A 20,152-nucleotide genomic window follows, 5' to 3' on the forward strand; every position below is an offset into this window, starting at 1 on the left:
TTTTGATCAGACGCCTTTTCGCCGCGGCCTGAACATCGCCCTCAGACGCACGCCGTCGCGCAGCATCCCCACGGCGATACCAATGAACGTATAAAACGCGCACAGAAGCAGAAGCATCAGGATGTCACCGCCGACATCCTTAAACGGCAGCCCCATCTGATTCACCCCCGCAATCGCTTTGGTCGCCCAGGTTGAAGGCAACATCGAAGAAATCGCCCTGACCCACGCGGGCATTGCCTGCAACGGCCAGATGGTGCCGGAAATGTAAAAGACTGGCGTCGTCACAAAGGCCAGCGTCAGGTAGATCAGTTCCACGCTGCGCAGGCATTCCGTGACCAGTTTGCCTAATCCGAGCACGGCCAGTAAAAACGGGAACGTCAGTAGCAGAATTTCAGGAATGCTGGCCGTCTGCCGGTATCCCAAAATCCATGGCCACAGGACGAACAGGACAATCGAGAGAAATAACCAGACCGGGATCAGCGCGGAAATCCCGCCAAGAAAAGCTGGTATCGCCGGTTTTCCGGAAGGCCCGCTGTTGAGCACAATGCTGACGCGCACGCTGGCAATCAGCAGTGAGTGCTGCAATAACATGACCAGCAGGCCGGGGAAGATAATCGCCGCGAAGCTGATGCCGGGGTTAAAGACGTCCAGCGACTGTCCGATTATCGGCGATAACACCACGCTGGCTTGTCGTTCGCTGAAGCCGTTGCTGTGCAGTAAATCCGTGTTGTACTGCGTGAGGAGTGCCTGATAGGCCGCAAGCACGTCCTGCTGGATCTGCCCGTTTGCCAGTCGGTTAGTGGCATCGCCATAAACCGGGATCACGATGTTTTCACCGGCGAGGATCTTCTTTTCCAGATCCACCGGCATGATGATCACCGCGAACAATTTGCGCAGCGCCAGATCGCGTTCGGCATCGGCGAGATTTTCGTAGTGGTGGGTTTCGACTTTCGATGTGGCGTCCAGCTGTCGGGTCAGCATCCGGCTGGCGGTGCTGTGATCCTGATCGATAACGGCGACCGGCAGATCCCAGACGGTACGGTTGGCATAAACCAGGCTCATCACGCACAGCGAGAGCAGCAACATCATCCACATCGGTTTATCGAGCAAACCGGTCAGCACTTTGCTGAAAGTGCCCCACCAGGTTTTGAACCATTCGCGACGGGTCATTGTGGTGGCTCCTGTTGTTTCATCCGCATATACAGGCGCTTACGCACCAGCAGGCCGGTCAGCAGCGGGTAAATCAGCAGAATGCCGCACACCATCAAAATGCCACGCAGCGATACCTGACGCAGGAAAACGTCGAACATTGCCGCCAGTGCGTAACTCAGCGGTTCGATGCCGGAAATTATGCGCGCCGGCAGCGGCATTGATAACACCGGAACGGCCATGCCGGAGAACGTGAGCGCGATACTGACGAAAATCCCCATCATGGTGTAGGCGGTGATCGTCGTTTTCGTGAAGGTAAATAACAACAGGCCGAGGCTTTGCGCGGCAATCACATAAAAGAAGCCGATCACCAGCATATACAACGGATTGCCGCTCACCCTCGCATCAAAAAAGCCCACAAGCATGGCAATCTCTACCATCAGCAAGGTGGTGAAACACAGCGTGTATGGCGCGAGTTTCCCGAGCAGCGCCAGCGTAAATGACGGCGCACTGAGCAGCGCCTGACTGCGCGCCATCACGTAAATCATGCAGGTTACGGTGAAAAGTTGCAGAAGGTGAATAGTGGCGGCGAACTGCTGATAGTAAATGTAGCTGCCGCTGGCGTTGAACAGGCTGCCGTAAGAAAGATCGACGCTCGCCAGTGACGGCAACGTTTTGCCGATTTCTGTCGCAATAATTGACCGGTAGCTGCTGTTCAGCTCGGTGATAAGCCCGCTGAAATCTTGCGTGGAATACAACCCGGCACCGTAAAACAGGGCGTTGTAATACAGCACGGCGCTCGGCTGTTTACCGGCCAGCACGTCCGCTTCGAAGTTCACCGGAATATACAACAACGCGTAATCCTGCGCGGTGCGCAGACGATATTCTGCTTCCGGTAATCCGCCTTCAAATGCCTGAACGTGAGCATGAGAACCCGCGTCGAGTTTGCGGGTCAGCGTTTTGGACAACGTGCTGTGGTCGTTATCCACCACCGAAACAGGCAAATCCAGTAAAGTGCCTTCGGAGAAGTTACTGCTGATCAGACCGAACAGAAGTAAAGGAAAAATCCAGCACAGCCAGTGGATCACCGGTTTACGAAAGGCGTAATTTGCCTCGCGGGTAAAAGCACGGCTGAAACAGCGCCATGCGGCTTTTATCCTTTCGCTCCGCGGCGCTTTGACCGGCTTCACTTCGCTTTCCACTGCCAGAGCGCGCTCATACCCTGACGTAATCCGGGAACCGGTTTGGCAGGATACAGACGAACTTCAAAGGTTTTTAAATCGAAGTCACCGGTCGCGCGCGTTGCGCGTTTGGTGGCGTAATCACCCAGCGGCGCGATATAACGCACTTCGGCTTCAATCATTTCATTATTCAGCGCAGGCACGCGCATTTGTACTTTGTCGCCTTTGCGCACGCCCGCCAGAATGTCTTCACGCAGGTTAAAAACGAAATAGGCATCAGGCAGACGGACTAACGTCAGCAACGGGCTGGACGCACTTTGCAGCTCGCCAACCTCCACAGGAATCGGCCCGACTTCACCGTCCACCGGCGCTTTCACCTGTAAATCATCGGTCTGGGCTTTGACTTCCAGCAAGTCTTCTTCCGCCTGGCGCAGCTGAGCCGCATAACTGGCTCGTTGCTCCACGCGATCGCCATTAACGCCTTCGTCCAGATTGGCTTTGGCGACTAATACCTGCGCATAGGCGCTGTCGCGCGCGCGGCGTGAATCTTCTAAGTCAGAGGCAGAGATAAAGCCTTTACCGGCGATTTTCGCATTACGGTTGTATTCGTCGCGGGCATTGACGTATTCGGCCTGAGATTGTGCCAGCGTCGCTTTCAGGTTGCGGATGCTTTCTTCACGCGTCCCGTTAACCGAAAGTTCGAGCTGGGCTTTGGCCTGATCGCGTGCGGCTTCCAGCGCGCGAAGCTGCGCCATCATTTCCGGGCTGTCGAGGGTAATCAGCAACTGCCCCGCTTTCACGTCATCGCCACGTTCGACATGACGTTCAATCACGCGGCCTTTGGCTTTCGACGCGACAATCACTTCCGGCGCATCGACTTCGCCCTGAAGCAGGAGATCTTCGTTATGCGCACGAAACAAAACCGCCAAAGAAACCGCCACCGCCACCAGCAGCAGGGTTAATAACATTCGTTTACTCATTGATACCACGTCCTTTTTGTTCGCCTGAATTAATGACCGGCATTGGTTTTCCATTCCATGATTGTCCCTGCCTGCTTTCGTCGCCTTTTGAGGGGCATTTTGACGTCAATGGAATCATAGCGGGATGAACAGAGACTTTTTAACACAAAACAACATATTGGCTAAAATTATAGTTTAAGTGATTCCAATCTAATTTAAGCATGTTTAAACGGAAATTAAGGGCACAAATGCCGTATTCAATGAACACGTAATGGGTAATACTCGGTTTAATTATGAGCGGAATGCATCCTTTCCCCTCCTCTTCATCAACGAGTGAGCCGTGATTATGTCTGATAAAAACACCGTTCCCCTTTCCGTGCTCGATCTGGCACCTGTCCCGCAAGGTGCTGATCCGGCTAAGGCTTTTAAGTGTTCTCTGGATCTGGCGCAAAACGCCGAGAAATGGGGCTATCAGCGCTACTGGATGGCGGAACACCACAATATGACCGGCATCGCGAGCGCGGCGACGTCTGTTTTGCTGGGCTATATTGCGGGGGGGACGAAAACGATCCGCGTGGGTTCAGGCGGCGTGATGCTGCCAAACCATTCGCCGCTGGTGATTGCTGAACAATTCGGGACGCTGGCAACGTTGTATCCAAACCGTGTCGATCTTGGCCTGGGCCGCGCGCCGGGGACTGACCAGCGCACGATGATTGCGCTGCGCCGTCATCTTTCCGGGGAAATCGATAATTTCCCGCAGGATGTTCAGGAATTACAAATGTATTTCGGCGATGTTCAGCCGCAGCAGGCCGTTCAGGCGGTTCCGGGTCAGGGCCTGCATGTGCCGATCTGGCTGCTGGGTTCCAGCCTGTACAGCGCGCAACTCGCCGCCGCACTTGGCCTGCCTTTTGCCTTTGCATCGCACTTTGCGCCCGATATGTTGTATCAGGCGCTGGCGATTTACCGCAGCAAATTCCAGCCTTCCGCGCAGCTTGAAAAGCCGTATGCGATGGTGTGCATCAATGCGATTGCCGCAGATACCGACGAAGAAGCGCAGCGTATGTTTACGTCCAATCAGCAGCAGTTCATCAATTTACGCCGCGGTATGCCGGGGAAATTACCGGCACCGGTCGATAACATCGAAAGCCTGTGGTCAGCGTCAGAACGCTTTGGTGTGGATAATGCGCTGCGGATGTCAGTCGTCGGCAATAAAGAATCGATTCGTCAGGGATTGCTGTCCATCTTGCGCGAAACCGAAGCCGATGAGCTGATGATTAACGGGCAGATTTTTGATCATGAAGCACGTCTGCGTTCGTTCGAAATCGTCTCTCAGTTACAGGGCGATTTGGTGAAAGCACAACGCATCGGATAAACATTGCGATAAATGGCAGACGAAAAAAAACCAGCCCGTTAAAAGGCTGGTTTTTTATTATCTGACGTTCAGAGAACTGAAGTCAGATTATGCGTCGGTAGTACGACGTGGTGCACGGCTTGGCGGACGACGTTCGCCAGCTGCTGAAGCACCTTCACGACGTTCACCGCTGAAAGAACGTGGGGCACCGTTACCACGGCCACCTTCACGACGTTCGCCATTGAACGGACGCGGAGCACCAGTACCACGACGCTCACCGCCAGCACCAGCCGGACGGTCACGACGCGGAGCTTGTGGCTGCGCATCACCGATCAACTGCATGTTCATCGGTTTGTTCAGGATGCGGGTACGGGTGAAGTGAGACAGGATCTCGCCCGGCATACCTTTAGGCAATTCGATAGTGGAGTGCGTACCGAACAGTTTGATGTTACCGATGTAACGGCTGCTGATATCACCTTCGTTAGCGATCGCGCCAACGATATGACGAACTTCAACGCCATCATCGCGACCCACTTCGATACGATACAGTTCCATATCGCCAGCTTCGCGACGTTCACGACGTGGGCTATCGCCATCACGCGCAGGACGGTCACCATCACGTGCCGGACGATCGCTGTTACTGCGAGCCGGACGGTCACGACGATCGCCACGATCACCGCGGTCACCACGATCTTCGAATTCACGACGCGGTGGACGGCTTTTGAACGGCTGATCAGCCGGAACGATCAGAGGACGTTCGCCCTGTGCCATTTTCAGCAGTGCCGCAGCCAGCGTTTCGATGTCCAGCTCTTCTGCAGGTTGCAGTTTTGCCAGCAGAGCGCGGTACTGATCCAGATCGCTGCTTTCCAGTTGTTGCTGAACTTTTGCTGCAAACTTCGCCAGACGACGTTCGCCCAGAACGTCTGCAGTTGGGATTTCAACTTCTGGAATGGTCAGCTTCATTGTACGTTCAATGTTGCGCAGCAGACGACGTTCGCGGTTCTCAACGAACAGCAATGCGCGACCTGCACGACCAGCACGACCGGTACGGCCGATACGGTGAACGTAAGATTCTGAGTCCATCGGGATGTCGTAGTTAACAACCAGGCTGATACGTTCTACGTCGAGACCACGTGCTGCCACGTCGGTTGCGATCAGAATGTCCAGGCGGCCATCTTTCAGACGTTCCAGAGTCTGCTCACGCAGGGCCTGGTTCATGTCACCGTTCAGTGCAGCACTGTTGTAGCCGCTACGTTCCAGTGCTTCTGCCACTTCCAGCGTTGCGTTTTTGGTACGAACGAAGATGATCGCCGCATCAAAATCTTCAGCTTCCAGGAAACGAACCAGCGCTTCGTTTTTACGCAGACCGTATACAGACCAGTAGCTCTGGCTGATGTCCGGACGGGTCGTCACGCTTGACTGGATACGCACTTCCTGCGGATCTTTCATGAAGCGACGGGTGATGCGACGGATAGCTTCTGGCATGGTTGCAGAGAACAGCGCGGTCTGATGGTCAGCCGGGATCTGCGCCATGATAGTTTCGACGTCTTCGATGAAGCCCATACGCAGCATTTCATCGGCTTCATCCAGCACCAAACCTTTCAGGTTAGAAAGGTTCAGGGTGCCGCGTTTCAGGTGGTCCAGCAGGCGACCTGGGGTACCCACAACAACTTGTGGCCCCTGACGCAGAGCGCGCAGCTGAACGTCATAGCGCTGGCCGCCGTAAAGGGCAACCACATTCACGCCATGCATATGTTTAGAGAAATCAGTCATTGCTTCAGCAACCTGAACCGCCAGTTCGCGGGTGGGTGCCAGAACAAGAATTTGTGGTGCTTTCAGTGAAGCATCGATGTTGTGCAGCAGCGGTAAGGAGAACGCTGCCGTTTTACCGGAACCGGTCTGAGCCATACCCAGAACGTCGCGGCCATTTAACAGGTGAGGAATACACTCAGCCTGGATTGGTGATGGTTTTTCGTAGCCCAAATCAGTCAGGGCAGAAATGATCGGAGCAGACAGCCCCAGGTCAGCAAAAGAGGTTTCAAGCTCAGTAGTCATGTACACGTGCCTCATTAATAATGGCAGCCAGTCTACATAACTCGTCGAGAAAATTTTCAGTCATTTTCATTGAAAAGTGTGAACCGGCTCAAATTAGATTATAAAACGAACAAAGCAACCCTCGCCCGTTAAGGCGCTTAAAAATGGTAGATACCATGATTAAAAAGGCTGATTGGTGTCGTCAGCTATTGCTGGTCCGATTCTGATAGGTCGTCTTGCTCATGGCCCAAAAGCGCCAATTCCAACAATGCATAGCGGTGCTCAACAAAGTTGTGAACGTTGTTAGCTACCGTCAGTTTGAACAGTGCCGCAGCGCTGTTCTTGTCCCCCAGACTTAGGTAATGCTTACCTAAATAGAAGTCAGTTTCACTGAGATGCTCAGCGAGCGAAGTGTTATCCGTTGCTTCTGCCTTGAGGCGTTCCATCAGCGTAGCTTCGCTGATTTTGCCCAGGTAGAATTCGACGATATTCCATCCCCATTGCCCTCTGTCCGCTTTGTCATAACGCTGTTGAAGCGCTACTTCGGCATTCTTCGGATTGATTTCTCGCTCCGCAAGATAAAGCCATAACGAACGGAAGGGATCATTTGGATCGTCTCGATAAAACGCCTGCAGATCATCCTGCGCTAACGAGAATCGGCCACCGTAATACAGGGCGATACCTCGGTTCAAACGCGCGTAGTTGTAAGTTGGATCAAGCTCTAGTACAGAATCAAACGCTTCATAGGCAGCATCGAAATTGCCTGCCTGCGTTAGGTAAATCCCCAGGTAGTTAAAAACTTCTGGCATATCAGGACGAATAGACAGCGCTTGTGAAAAATCATTTCGCGCAAGTGCTCTTAGCCCGAGACTATCATACAGCACACCGCGTTCATATAATAGCTGTGCTCTCTCATCATCAGTCAATGACCGGCTGGCAAGTATTTGTTCCATGCGGGCCAGAATGACTTCCTGCTGCAACGTCGGCTGCAACGGAATCGCCAGAACTTCATTTTTACGCCAATCATGGTTGCTGCATCCTGCCAACATAAGTGCTGTCGCAACATAACACCAGCGCAAGAAAGGCTTCATTTCTACTCCCGGAGACAAACATTGGATGAACGTCCTGTCATCCGCTTGCTTAACACAAACGCTTCCTTACGTTCGTGAGACGAACAGCTCCCGTCCACGTGGAAAGGAGCTGTAAAACTTCTGTTACAGATTATTCTGCTGCAGGTTGCTCAGTTGTTTCGCCCTGAGTCGGTGCGGTCGCTTCTTTGATGCTCAGACGCACACGACCCTGACGGTCAACTTCCAGAACTTTAACCGGTACTTCCTGGCCCATCTGCAGGTAATCAGTCACTTTCTCAACGCGCTTATCAGCGATTTGAGAAATGTGAACCAGACCTTCTTTACCGCCACCAATGGCAATAAACGCACCAAAGTCTACGATACGGGTCACTTTACCCTGATAGATACGACCCACTTCGATTTCAGCAGTGATCTCTTCGATACGACGGATAGCGAATTTCGCTTTCTCGCCGTCGGTTGCTGCGATTTTCACAGTACCGTCATCTTCGATTTCGATAGTGGTGCCCGTTTCTTCAGTCAGAGCACGGATCACAGAACCACCTTTACCGATCACGTCCTTGATTTTGTCCGGACTGATCTTGATGGTATGGATACGTGGAGCAAACTGAGAGATATCGCCACGTGGGGTGCTGATAGCCTGTTCCATTACGCCCAGAATGTGCAGACGCGCACCCTTAGCCTGGTTCAGAGCCACCTGCATGATTTCGCGGGTGATACCTTCGATTTTAATGTCCATCTGCAGCGCGGTGATACCGTCGCGGCTACCGGCCACTTTGAAGTCCATGTCGCCCAGGTGATCTTCGTCACCCAGAATGTCGGACAGAACCACAAAGCTTTCGCCTTCTTTAACCAGACCCATTGCGATACCCGCAACAGCGGCTTTAATCGGCACGCCTGCATCCATCAGGGCCAGAGAAGCACCACAAACAGAAGCCATTGAAGATGAACCGTTAGATTCGGTGATTTCAGAAACCACACGTACGGTGTACGGGAAGTCTTCTGGTTTTGGCATCATCGCCAGCACGCCACGTTTAGCAAGACGGCCATGGCCAATCTCACGACGTTTTGGCGAACCAACCATACCTGTTTCACCCACAGAGTACGGAGGGAAGTTGTAGTGGAACAGGAAGCTATCCGTCTTCTCGCCCATCAGCTCATCCAGGTTCTGCGCATCACGTGCAGTACCCAGAGTTGCGGTAACCAGTGCCTGAGTTTCACCACGGGTGAACAGAGCAGAACCATGGGTGCGTGGCAGAACGCCAGTGCGCACGTCCAGACCGCGGATCATGTCTTTTTCACGGCCATCGATACGCGGTTCGCCACGCAGAACACGGCTACGAACAACGTTCTTCTCGATGCTGCCCAGGATGTCAGAAATTTCGCCAGCATCCAGAGATTCGTCTTCAGCTTTCAGAGCCTGAACGACGTCAGCTTTGATCACGTTGATCTGAGCGTAACGGTCTTGTTTGTCAGTGATCAGGTACGCATCACCCAGACGGGATTCAGACAGCGCAGCAACGCGAGCGTGCAGCTCAGCGTTAACCACTTCAGGCTGCCATTCCCATTTTGGTTTGCCCGCTTCGGCAACCAGTGAGTTGATGTTGTCGATAACGATTTGTTGTTGTTCGTGACCGAATACAACCGCGCCCAACATCTGATCTTCGCTCAGCACTTCAGCTTCAGATTCAACCATCAGCACAGCACCCTGAGTACCCGCAACAACCAGATCGAGACGGCTGGTTTTCAGCTCATCGGCAGTTGGGTTCAGAACGTACTGATCATTGATGTAACCTACGCGAGCTGCACCGATTGGGCCGCTGAATGGAATACCAGACAGGCTCAGGGCAGCGGACGCACCGATCAACGCCACGATATCCGGGTTAACTTGTGGGTTCAGGGAAACCACAGTCGCGATAACCTGAACTTCATTCAGGAAACCTTCCGGGAACAGAGGACGGATCGGACGGTCAATCAGACGGGAAGTCAGTGTTTCGCCTTCGCTTGGACGGCCTTCACGACGGAAGAAACTACCCGGGATACGACCAGCAGCGTAAGTACGCTCCTGATAGTTAACCGTCAGCGGGAAGAAACTCTGACCTGGTTTCGCTTTTTTCTGGCCAACAACGGTAACGAATACCGCAGTGTCGTCCATGCTAACCATAACTGCTGCAGTGGCCTGACGGGCCATCATGCCGGTTTCCAGCGTAACGGTGTGCTGGCCGTATTGGAATTTACGAATAGTCGGATTAAGCAATGTAATATCCTTGTTTGTGGCGCGCAGCTGTTATGACAGCAGTTCACACCGATAAATATCCGAGCTTCTCACTACATTCTCGCGACTAATGACAATCCTTATTGGCCTGACGTTGTGGCAATAAAGTCTCTCATTAGCCGCGCGAAAACATCTGTAACGGAAGTTCATGTTCTTGGAAGAGCAGTAGAAACAGCAGCCATACAGTAACCTGATTTGGCTATGCTTCCTAGAATAAAGGGGCCTATTGGCCCCTTTACACTGAAACTCGCTTGATTAGCGACGCAGACCCAGACGTTCGATCAGGCTGGTGTAACGTGCTACATCTTTACGCTTCAGGTAGTCCAGCAGTTTACGACGCTGAGAAACCATACGCAGCAGACCACGACGGCTGTGGTGATCTTTTTTGTGCTCTGCAAAGTGACCTTGCAGATGGTTAATTTGAGCAGTCAGCAGAGCAACCTGAACTTCGGTAGAACCACTGTCGTTAGTGCCACGACCGAAGTCGGAAACGATTTGAGCTTTAGCTTCAACGCTTAGAGACATAATCTTACTCCAAAATATTATAGATAATTAAACGGGAGCCGATCTCTAATTCAGCTACCCAATGCATAAGCTGCGCTATTCTACCCTTTGCTATATATGATCGCAAGGTGGGCAGAAAGCGCTTAATCCGTGTATTCGACGACTAAACGACGCGGCGCAATGCGGCCATCATCATCTATTTCGCCCACACCGATAAACTTACGTTCTTCGCCTTCGGTGATGCGAACCATACCACTCGTGGGCGCACCCGATGCCTGAACAGGTTGACCCTGTTTCACATATCCGGCCACCACGGGCAACAGATTCACTTCCGGGAAGTCTTCACATGCGCTGTCCATCGGTAACAACAACGGATCCAGCAAAAGACGTGGCTCTATGCCCTGCTCTTCTGCCTGAGCAATCAGTTCATGGAGTTTTTCCATTGTGACCATACGCTCAGAAGGATAAGTTGCGACCTGCAAACGGCGCAGATACGTTACGTGCGCCCCACACCCTAACTTTTCGCCGAGATCGTCGACAATCGTTCGGATATAGGTACCTTTTGAGCAGTGAATTTCCAGCTCAACTTCAAAACCTTCCCAGCGGATGAACGTCAGTTCATACACTGTGATGCTGCGCGATTCACGCGGAACTTCAATGCCCTGACGTGCGTACTCATAAAGCTTCTTCCCTTCGTATTTCAGTGCGGAATACATGGAAGGAATCTGCTGGGTTTCCCCGCGGAAGCTGTCGAGTGCGTCGTCAAGTTGCTGCTGACTGAAGGCCACTTCACGTTCGGAAATAATGGCACCTTCTGCGTCAGAGGTGTCCGTGCGCTGTCCCATGCGGGCGATAACGCGATAACGTTTATCGGAATCGAGCAAGAATCGTGAAAATTTGGTGGCTTCACCTAAGCACAGCGGCAACATGCCAGTGGCCAGCGGGTCGAGCGCACCGGTATGCCCTGCGCGGTTAGCGTTGTAAAGACGTTTAACCTTTTGCAGGGCATCGTTGGAAGACAAGCCAATTGATTTGTCCAGTAGCAGAACGCCGTGTATGTCACGGCCGCGGCGACGTGGGCGACTCATTATGCTTCCTCGTCATCGCCTGCAGCTGAACGGCGTTCAGCATCGTTCTTAACAACATTGGTGACCAGGTTCGACATGCGCATACCTTCAACCAAAGAGTTGTCGTAGGCGAAAGTCAGTTCCGGAACGACGCGTAAACGCATCGCTTTACCGATCAGCGTACGGATAAAACCGGATGCGTCCTGCAAAGCCTTGATGCCATTTTTGACACGATCAGGATCGTGATTGTCAGTGGTCAGAACGTCCAGGAAGGTCACGAAGACTTTGGCATAAGCCAGATCGCGTGAAACTTCAACGCCTGAAACTGTCGCCATTCCTACGCGCGGGTCTTTGACTTCGCGCTGTAAAATGATAGCGATTTCTTTTTGCATCTCCTGAGAGACGCGCTGAGTACGGCTAAATTCTTTTGCCATGATGCTTTTCTCCTCACTTGATCCAGACGAATAAGGGGGCGCAAGGCCCCCATCTGGATATCAGCTACTTCGCAAACGTTAAGCGATAGTACGTTTGATCTCGATGATTTCGAAGACTTCGATCACATCGCCAGCACGCACATCGTTGTAGTTCTTAACGCCGATACCACATTCCATGCCGTTACGAACTTCAGCAACGTCATCTTTGAAGCGACGCAGGGATTCCAGCTCGCCTTCGTAGATCACCACGTTATCACGCAGTACACGGATTGGGTTGTTACGCTTGATCATACCTTCAGTAACCATACAACCTGCAATTGCGCCGAATTTAGGTGACTTGAACACGTCACGAACTTCAGCCAGGCCAATGATTTGCTGTTTGTATTCTGGCGCCAACATACCGCTCATTGCCTGTTTAACTTCGTCAATCAGGTTATAGATAACGGAATAGTAACGCAGATCCAGGCTTTCGCTTTCAACAACACGACGGGCAGAAGCATCTGCACGGACGTTGAAGCCCAGGATGATCGCACGGGAAGCTGCTGCCAGCGTTGCATCTGTTTCGGTGATACCACCGACGCCCATACCCACGATTTTCACTTTCACTTCGTCGGTAGACAAGCTTTGCAATGCATCAGAAATCGCTTCGCAAGAACCCTGCACGTCAGATTTCAGAACGATGTTCAGTTCAGAAACTTCACCTTCGGTCATGTTCGCAAACATGTTTTCCAGTTTAGATTTCTGCTGACGAGCCAGTTTAACTTCGCGGAATTTACCCTGACGGTAAAGCGCAACTTCACGGGCTTTTTTCTCATCACGAACAACAGTGACTTCATCACCCGCAGCAGGAACGCTGGACAGACCCAACACTTCCACCGGGATAGATGGACCCGCAGACAGGATGTCACGGCCCATTTCATCACGCATTGCACGAACGCGGCCGTATTCGAAGCCACACAGAATGATATCGCCTTTGTTCAGCGTACCTTCCTGAACCAGAACGGTTGCTACCGGGCCGCGACCTTTATCCAGGAAGGATTCGATCACAACACCACTCGCCATGCCGGTACGAACGGCTTTAAGTTCGAGAACTTCAGCTTGCAGCAAGATAGCTTGCAGCAGGTCGTCGATACCCGTACCGACTTTCGCAGATACGTGGATGAACTGAGACTCACCGCCCCACTCTTCTGGCATAACGCCATACTGAGAAAGTTCAGTACGAACGCGATCCGGATCAGAGTCTGGCTTATCAATTTTGTTGACCGCAACAACGATTGGCACACCAGCGGCTTTCGCATGCTGAACAGCTTCAATCGTTTGTGGCATCACGCCATCATCTGCAGAAACAACCAGCACCACGATGTCTGTTGCCTTAGCACCACGAGCACGCATTGATGTAAATGCGGCGTGTCCCGGAGTATCCAAGAAGGTGATCATGCCGTTTTCAGTTTCAACGTGATAAGCACCGATGTGCTGAGTAATACCACCGGCTTCGCCCGCAGCAACTTTCGTTGAGCGAATGTAGTCAAGCAGGGAAGTTTTACCGTGGTCAACGTGACCCATGATGGTCACTACCGGAGCGCGTGGCTCAGCGGCAGCGGATGAGGCCGTATCACGGTCGCTCATCAGCGCTTCTTCCAGTTCGTTTTCACGACGCAGGATAACTTTGTGGCCCATTTCTTCCGCAACCAGCTGAGCAGTTTCCTGATCGATAACCTGGTTGATGGTGGCCATGGCGCCCAGTTTCATCATCGTTTTGATGACCTGAGAACCTTTAACTGCCATTTTGTTTGCCAGTTCGGCAACGGTAATGGTTTCACCCACCACAACGTCACGGTTCACTGCAGCAACGGGCTTGTTGAAGCTCTGTTGCAGAGTGCTTGGCTTACGTTTGCCTTTACCATTACGGCCAACGGCACGCGCTTCTTCGCGATCAGCTTTAGATTCAGACAGTTTATTGCCTTTCTTCTGCTTAGTCGCTTTGCCACCGCGGGTACGGCTGCGACGTTCGCCTTCAACTTTGGCGTCGTTCTCGTCTTCAGCAGCACGGGCATGGGTAGAAGTGGTGACATGATAGTCAGCAGATTCTGATTCGCTTGGTGCGACAGTTTCAGTCCAGACACCAGAATCCGCCATTTTACGGGCTTCTTCTGCAATGCGCTTGGCGTTTTCTTCAAGCTTACGCTGGGCTTCTTCTTCCGTTTTGCGTTTCAGCTCTGCGGCTTCAGCTTCACGGCGTGCTTTCTCTGCCTGAGCTGGTTTGGTTACTTCGTCGGTATGTTGATTCGTCACTTTATCTTTTTCCGCTGCATCACGTTTAGCTTTATCAGCGGCCTCACGTTTAGCTTGCTCTTCGGCGGCGCGCTTGGCTTTTTCCTGAGCTTCGCGCTGGGCTTGCTCTGCTGCTACACGCTGTGCCTGTTCTTCCGCGTCACGCTTCGCCTGCTCTTCCGCTTCGGCCTGGGCAATTTCTGCCTCGGTCATATCACGTTTAACATAAGTGCGTTTCTTGCGGACCTCGATTTGCACCGATTTACTCTTCCCGCCGGTGCTCGGAATATTCAGTGTACTACGCGTTTTGCGTTGTAACGTCAGTTTGTTTGTCGCACCGGCGTTTCCACCATTCAGATGCGCCAACAATGTTTCTTTTTCTTGCTGGGTCACAGAGTCAGCTTCGGACTTCGAGATCCCTGCATCAGCAAATTGCTGTACCAGGCGATCTACCGGGGTCTGAATCTCTGCCGCCAGCGATTTTACAGTTACATCTGTCATGCTGTTCCTTCCTGCTACAGTTTATTACGCGTTGTCGCCAAACCAGCAGATATTGCGCGCAGCCATGATAAGTTCACCAGCCCGCTCGTCAGTAAGACCTTCAATATCAGCCAGATCGTCGACACCCTGCTCGGCAAGATCTTCCAGCGTACAAACCCCTAGGGCAGCCAGTTTAAATGCCATGCTACGTTCCAGACCCGCCAGGTTCAGCAGATCATCAGCAGGCTTTTTATCACCGAGACTTTCTTCCTGGGCTAAAGCAATGGTGGTCAGCGCTTCTTTTGCACGTTCGCGCAGCGCGTCCACGGTGTCTTCATCCAGGCCGTCGATTTCAAGCAGTTCTTTGACTGGTACGTAAGCCAGTTCTTCAAGCGTAGAGAAACCTTCTTCTACCAGGACCGTGGCAAAATCTTCATCAATGGCCAGGTATTTCGTGAAGGTAGCAATCGCAGCGTGTGCCTCAGCCTGATGTTTGGCTTGCAGGTCGTCTGCTGTCATCACGTTCAGTTCCCACTTGTCATCACTACGATGCTGTTTCAACAATTGGGAGGCCAAACGCACGTTCTGACCATTACGGCCGATCGCCTGTGCCAGGTTGCTGGCTTCAACGGCGATATCCATGGTGCATTTATCTTCATCAACAACGATGGAGGCAACATCTGCCGGTGCCATAGCGTTGATCACGAATTGCGCAGGATTGTCATCCCAAAGGATGATATCGATGCGTTCACCGCCCAGTTCACTGGATACGGCCTGAACGCGTGCGCCACGCATACCGACACAGGCACCTACCGGGTCGATACGTTTATCGTTAGTTTTCACTGCGATTTTTGCACGAGAACCCGGATCACGGGCTGCCGCTTTAATCTCGATCAGCTCTTCGCCGATTTCTGGTACTTCGATGCGGAACAGTTCGATCAGCATTTCGTTACGTGAACGGCTGACGAACAGTTGAGCACCACGCGCTTCCGGGCGAACATCATACAGCACGCCACGAATACGGTCGCCAGAGCGGAAGTTTTCACGCGGAAGCATGTCTTCACGCAGGATAACGGCTTCAGCGTTGCTGCCTAAATCCAATGCGATGCTGTCGCGATTTACTTTTTTAACGACACCAGTGACGATTTCGCCCTGCTGTTCGCGGAATTGCTCAACCACCATAGCTCGTTCTGCTTCACGTACTTTTTGTACGATAACTTGTTTAGCAGTCTGCGTGGTTATGCGGTCAAAAGTGACCGACTCAATCTGGTCTTCGATGTATCCGCCAAGTTCAATAGACGGATCTTCGTATTGTGCAGCCTCGAGAGTGATCTCGCGGGTTGGCTGAGTCACTTCGTGGACTGCAACCCAACGACGGAAGGTATCAAAGTCACCGGTTTTGCGGTCAATGCTGACGCGGACTTCGATTTCCTGCTCGTACTTTTTCTTGGTCGCTGTTGATAATGCAATTTCCAGCGCTTCAAAAATCTTCTCGCGCGGGAGGGATTTTTCATTAGAAACTGCTTCTACAACAGCCAGAATCTCTTTGTTCATCCTAGTTGCCTCTTCCAAACTCTTTAAAAGTGGGGTACCAGGTTCGCTTTCTGGATGTTGCTCAGTGCGAACACTTCATCTTTCCCTTCCACTGTCACCGTGATCATTTCGCCTTCGACAGCTTTGATAATACCCTGCCATTTGCGACGGTTCTGCACAGCCATTCGCAGGACAATGCTGACTTCGTCACCGAGGAAACGTTGATAATGTTCAGCGGTGAACATAGGACGATCAAGGCCTGGAGAGGAAACTTCCAGGTTATAGGCGACGGTGACTGGATCTTCTACGTCCAGCACAGCGCTCACCTGGTGGCTGACATCAGCACAATCATCAACATTGATCCCGGCGTCACTATCAATATAGATGCGCAACGTCGATTGGCGAGCCCGAACGAACTCGATGCCCACCAGCTCAAAGCCAAGTGCCTCGACTGGTGCTGAAATCAGCTCTGTTAATTTTTGTTCTAATGTGGACAAGCCCACCCCCAAGACATAAAAAAAGGGCTAAATAGCCCAGTGATTCTGTTGCCAAATAACAAAAAACCCCGATAAATCGGGGCTTTATGAAACTGGACCCTATTTGCCGCACAGGCGGCTTCGGTGCAACTTTCGCAAAGTATTATTTTCAAATTGAAGCTTTCAAATTGGAACTGCAGAACATCACAGGAAGATACTGAAAGTCTATTTGAAATAAACACTTAGGGAAAGTGGTTGCGGGGGCCGGATTTGAACCGACGACCTTCGGGTTATGAGCCCGACGAGCTACCAGGCTGCTCCACCCCGCGTCCGAAAACGTGGCAAATACTACGCCGATAACCGCTAAAAAGCAAGTTATCATAAAGATTGGTACCGAGGACGGGACTTGAACCCGTAAGCCCATTCGGGCACTACCACCTCAAGGTAGCGTGTCTACCAATTCCACCACCTCGGCACTCTTTTTCTCACAACCGCTCATACTGTCCAAGCACAAGCCATCGTTTAAAACTCTGCTTCTTTTGATAAGAAGTTTACTGCTTAGTGAGGAACGTCACTGTTAGGCGCTGCTGGAGCGGCCGGTGCAGTTGTCTGCTCAGTTTGCGCTGGCTGACTTAAGTTTTCCCACTCACTACCTTTTTGGCCTTTATTGGTACTCATGTTCCCAAGAATCAAACTAATGATAAAGAACAGTGCTGCCAAAATGCCTGTCATGCGGGTCATGAAGTTACCGGAACCACTCGAACCGAACAATGTGCCAGAAGCACCTGCTCCGAAAGAGGCTCCCATATCAGCGCCTTTACCCTGTTGCAGCATAACCAAAGCCACAAGGCCGATTGCTACGATAAGGAAAATCACCAGAAGAGCGTCGTACATAGTAGTACCTGTATCCTCGCGGGTTCACCGCATGCCAATTGCTTCTCACCAATTTAGCAGGTCACTCAAGGACCCACTGAAGCGGGTGTGAATACTAACCAAAGCCGTATTACCGCGCAAGGGCAATTTTCATCAGATTGTTTGTTTGCGGAAAAAATCGTCAAATATCCATCAAAACAACCAAAGTGATTCATTTTACGCCGCCTTGCGGATAAAAAGTGGCGGCGTAAAAAATGAAAATTTACTGTTTTTTATTGGCTTACGGTTTTACTGCTTTAACCGCATCAGCGATACGGTTGGCCAGTTTTTCAACCAGCGCCGCGTCTTCACCTTCTACCATAACGCGCAGCAACGGCTCTGTACCTGATTTACGCAACAGTACCCGGCCACGGCCACCCAGTTCTTTTTCAACTTCGGCAGTCACTTTTTTGACATCATCAGATTCAAGTGGATCGTGTTCACCGGCAAAGCGGACATTCACTAAAATCTGCGGCAGCAGTTTCATGCCACTGCAAAGGTCATGAAGCGTCATATGGTTGCGCACCATTGCTGTGAGCACTTGCAAACCTGCCACGATACCGTCACCCGTCGTGGTTTTATCGAGCAGGATAATGTGGCCTGAGTTTTCAGCACCAATCCGCCAACCTTTTTCCTGCATTTTTTCCAGCACGTAGCGGTCACCCACTTTCGCGCGGGTGAAAGGGATGCCCAGCTGTTTGAGAGCCAGTTCCAGCCCCATATTGCTCATCAGCGTGCCCACTGCACCGCCTTTCAACTGACCCTGACGTAAGCCTTCGCGCGCAATGATGTAGAGGATCTGATCCCCATCAACCTTATTGCCTTCATGGTCGACCATGATCAAACGGTCACCGTCGCCATCAAATGCCAGACCGAGATCGGCTTTTTCCGCCAGAACGCGTTTCTGGAGCTGACGCACATCTGTCGCACCGCATTCTTCATTGATGTTCATGCCGTCGGGCTCGCAGCCGATCGCGATTACTTTAGCGCCCAGTTCACGCAGTACGCTCGGCGCGATGTGGTAGGTTGCGCCATTGGCACAGTCGACCACAATTTTCAGGCTATTCAGGCTCAATTCCGTCGGGAATGTGCCTTTGCAGAATTCGATGTAACGACCTGCAGCGTCAACGATACGGCTGGCTTTGCCCAGTTCTGCGGATTCAACGCAAGTCAGTGGTTTTTCCAGCTCCGCTTCAATCGCCTCTTCCACATCATCCGGTAGCTTCGTCCCGTCGATGGTGAAGAATTTGATCCCGTTGTCATAGTAAGGGTTATGCGACGCAGAGATAACGATCCCCGCTTCAGCCCTGAATGTTCTGGTGAGATAAGCAACGGCTGGCGTTGGCATCGGCCCGGTGAAAGAAGCAGAAAGCCCGGCCGCAGCCAGCCCGGCTTCCAGCGCAGATTCCAGCATATAACCAGAAATGCGGGTGTCCTTTCCGATAATGACTTTGCGGGAACCATGTCGTGCCAGCACTTTACCGGCAGCCCAGCCAAGCTTCAGAACAAATTCAGGAGTTATCGGGCTGTCACCTACTTTCCCGCGAATGCCATCTGTCCCAAAGTATTTACGGTTGCTCATAATTATTTTTTATCCCTTGCAGAAAGTGTCGCTTCGACGATACGCATCGCTTCAACGGTTTCTTTGACATCATGTACACGAATTATCTGAGCGCCTTGCATGGCCGCGATGACGGCACAGGCGACACTTCCGGTAACCCGCTTTTCAGGAGACACATGTAGCAGTTGTCCCACCATAGATTTGCGCGACATTCCCACCAGAAGAGGTAATCCCAGGTGATGGAACTCTGACAGTCTGGCGAGCATCTGGTAATTGTGCTCCAGATTTTTACCGAAACCGAAGCCGGGGTCGAGTAACAAATTATTTTTCTGAATACCGGCGTTCACACAACGCGCAATTTGCCCGACAAGATATTGTTCAACTTCCGCAACGACATCGTCGTAATGCGGAGAATGTTGCATCGTTTTCGGATCACCTTGCATGTGCATCAGGCAGACCGGCAATCCGGTTTCCGCCGCCGCAGCCAATGCTCCTGGCTCCTGCAACGAGCGAATATCGTTGATCAGGTGCATACCCGCTTTCGCAGATTCGCGGATCACACTGGCCTTTGAGGTATCTACAGAGATCCAGACATCAAAACGCCGGGCAATCGCCTCAACCACCGGTACCACACGGGCCAGTTCTTCGTCCTCACTGACTTCTTCAGCGCCCGGACGTGTTGATTCACCGCCAATATCGAGGAGGGTCGCGCCTGCATCCACCATCTTCTGGGCGTGCCTGATGGCAAGCTCGAGCGTGTTATGGCGTCCGCCGTCCGAAAAGGAATCAGGGGTAACATTCAGGATCCCCATGACCTGGGGAAAAGTGAGGTCCAGCGTCGACTCTCTGGCTGTGAGGTGCATAAATCATGTCCCTT

Annotated in this window: 17 protein-coding genes and 2 tRNA genes; 1 reads left to right on the forward strand and 18 read right to left on the reverse strand. The window is 52.0% G+C overall.

Going from position 1 to position 20,152, the window contains the following annotated elements; all coding sequences use genetic code 11:
• Positions 1-6 precede the first annotated feature (6 nt).
• The 3 genes from BV494_RS14300 to BV494_RS14310 are packed head-to-tail and all read right to left on the reverse strand — an operon-like array spanning position 7 to position 3,310.
• Complete coding sequence (locus BV494_RS14300; RefSeq protein WP_104923483.1) at positions 7-1,170, reverse strand: ABC transporter permease; 1,164 nt, start codon at positions 1,168-1,170, stop codon at positions 7-9.
• Positions 1,167-2,339, reverse strand: coding sequence for an ABC transporter permease (locus BV494_RS14305; protein ID WP_104924808.1), 1,173 nt, complete (start codon positions 2,337-2,339; stop codon positions 1,167-1,169). The genes BV494_RS14300 and BV494_RS14305 overlap by 4 nt, the downstream gene beginning before the upstream one ends.
• Complete coding sequence (locus BV494_RS14310) at positions 2,336-3,310, reverse strand: HlyD family secretion protein (RefSeq protein WP_104924809.1); 975 nt, start codon at positions 3,308-3,310, stop codon at positions 2,336-2,338. Before BV494_RS14310 ends, BV494_RS14305 begins: the two co-directional genes overlap by 4 nt.
• A gap of 325 nt (positions 3,311-3,635) precedes the next feature.
• On the opposite strand from BV494_RS14310, the gene BV494_RS14315 reads away from it, so the two are divergent.
• Positions 3,636-4,661 carry a luciferase-like monooxygenase gene (locus BV494_RS14315; RefSeq protein WP_104923484.1) on the forward strand — a complete coding sequence of 342 codons (1,026 nt, stop codon included), beginning with the start codon at positions 3,636-3,638 and terminating at the stop codon, positions 4,659-4,661.
• Between the two features lie 87 nt (positions 4,662-4,748).
• Here the strand turns inward: BV494_RS14315 and BV494_RS14320 are convergent, their stop codons facing one another.
• The 15 genes from BV494_RS14320 to folP form a co-directional block, all read right to left on the reverse strand.
• The gene (locus BV494_RS14320) at positions 4,749-6,695 is read right to left on the reverse strand and encodes a DEAD/DEAH family ATP-dependent RNA helicase (RefSeq protein ID WP_104923485.1); all 1,947 of its coding nucleotides are present in this window, start codon (positions 6,693-6,695) and stop codon (positions 4,749-4,751) included.
• A complete protein-coding gene (gene yrbN / locus BV494_RS26360) occupies positions 6,685-6,765 on the reverse strand; it encodes a protein YrbN (protein ID WP_096335046.1) in 81 nt (26 codons plus the stop codon). Before yrbN ends, BV494_RS14320 begins: the two co-directional genes overlap by 11 nt.
• Positions 6,766-6,880: 115 nt before the next feature.
• On the reverse strand, positions 6,881-7,765 hold the full coding sequence (gene nlpI / locus BV494_RS14330) for a lipoprotein NlpI (RefSeq protein ID WP_104923486.1): 885 nt from the start codon (positions 7,763-7,765) through the stop codon (positions 6,881-6,883).
• A gap of 130 nt (positions 7,766-7,895) precedes the next feature.
• The gene (gene pnp, locus BV494_RS14335) at positions 7,896-10,019 is read right to left on the reverse strand and encodes a polyribonucleotide nucleotidyltransferase (protein ID WP_104923487.1); all 2,124 of its coding nucleotides are present in this window, start codon (positions 10,017-10,019) and stop codon (positions 7,896-7,898) included.
• Between the two features lie 273 nt (positions 10,020-10,292).
• Positions 10,293-10,562 (reverse strand): 30S ribosomal protein S15, encoded by a 270-nt coding sequence (gene rpsO / locus BV494_RS14340; RefSeq protein ID WP_014333706.1) that lies wholly within the window; start codon positions 10,560-10,562, stop codon positions 10,293-10,295.
• 122 nt (positions 10,563-10,684) lie between these two features.
• Positions 10,685-11,629: a tRNA pseudouridine(55) synthase TruB gene (gene truB, locus BV494_RS14345; protein WP_104923488.1), complete on the reverse strand. Its 945-nt coding sequence runs from the start codon at positions 11,627-11,629 to the stop codon at positions 10,685-10,687.
• Positions 11,629-12,042, reverse strand: a complete 414-nt coding sequence (rbfA, locus tag BV494_RS14350; protein WP_014333704.1) for a 30S ribosome-binding factor RbfA — start codon at positions 12,040-12,042, stop codon at positions 11,629-11,631. Before rbfA ends, truB begins: the two co-directional genes overlap by 1 nt.
• A 78-nt stretch (positions 12,043-12,120) precedes the next feature.
• A complete protein-coding gene (infB, locus tag BV494_RS14355; protein ID WP_104923489.1) occupies positions 12,121-14,814 on the reverse strand; it encodes a translation initiation factor IF-2 in 2,694 nt (897 codons plus the stop codon).
• A gap of 24 nt (positions 14,815-14,838) precedes the next feature.
• On the reverse strand, positions 14,839-16,347 hold the full coding sequence (gene nusA, locus BV494_RS14360) for a transcription termination factor NusA (protein ID WP_104923490.1): 1,509 nt from the start codon (positions 16,345-16,347) through the stop codon (positions 14,839-14,841).
• A gap of 23 nt (positions 16,348-16,370) precedes the next feature.
• Positions 16,371-16,823 (reverse strand): ribosome maturation factor RimP, encoded by a 453-nt coding sequence (gene rimP, locus BV494_RS14365; protein ID WP_157825410.1) that lies wholly within the window; start codon positions 16,821-16,823, stop codon positions 16,371-16,373.
• 231 nt (positions 16,824-17,054) lie between these two features.
• Positions 17,055-17,131, reverse strand: a tRNA-Met gene (locus tag BV494_RS14370).
• Positions 17,132-17,190: 59 nt separating this feature from the next.
• Positions 17,191-17,277 (reverse strand) — tRNA-Leu (locus BV494_RS14375).
• Positions 17,278-17,360: 83 nt separating this feature from the next.
• The gene (secG, locus tag BV494_RS14380; protein ID WP_101078321.1) at positions 17,361-17,696 is read right to left on the reverse strand and encodes a preprotein translocase subunit SecG; all 336 of its coding nucleotides are present in this window, start codon (positions 17,694-17,696) and stop codon (positions 17,361-17,363) included.
• Between the two features lie 259 nt (positions 17,697-17,955).
• Positions 17,956-19,296, reverse strand: a complete 1,341-nt coding sequence (gene glmM / locus BV494_RS14385; protein ID WP_104923491.1) for a phosphoglucosamine mutase — start codon at positions 19,294-19,296, stop codon at positions 17,956-17,958.
• 2 nt (positions 19,297-19,298) lie between these two features.
• Positions 19,299-20,138, reverse strand: a complete 840-nt coding sequence (gene folP / locus BV494_RS14390; RefSeq protein WP_104923492.1) for a dihydropteroate synthase — start codon at positions 20,136-20,138, stop codon at positions 19,299-19,301.
• Positions 20,139-20,152 lie beyond the last annotated feature (14 nt).

This window comes from Rahnella sikkimica, from assembly GCF_002951615.1.
In the GTDB taxonomy this organism is placed as follows: Bacteria; Pseudomonadota; Gammaproteobacteria; order Enterobacterales; family Enterobacteriaceae; genus Rahnella; species Rahnella sikkimica.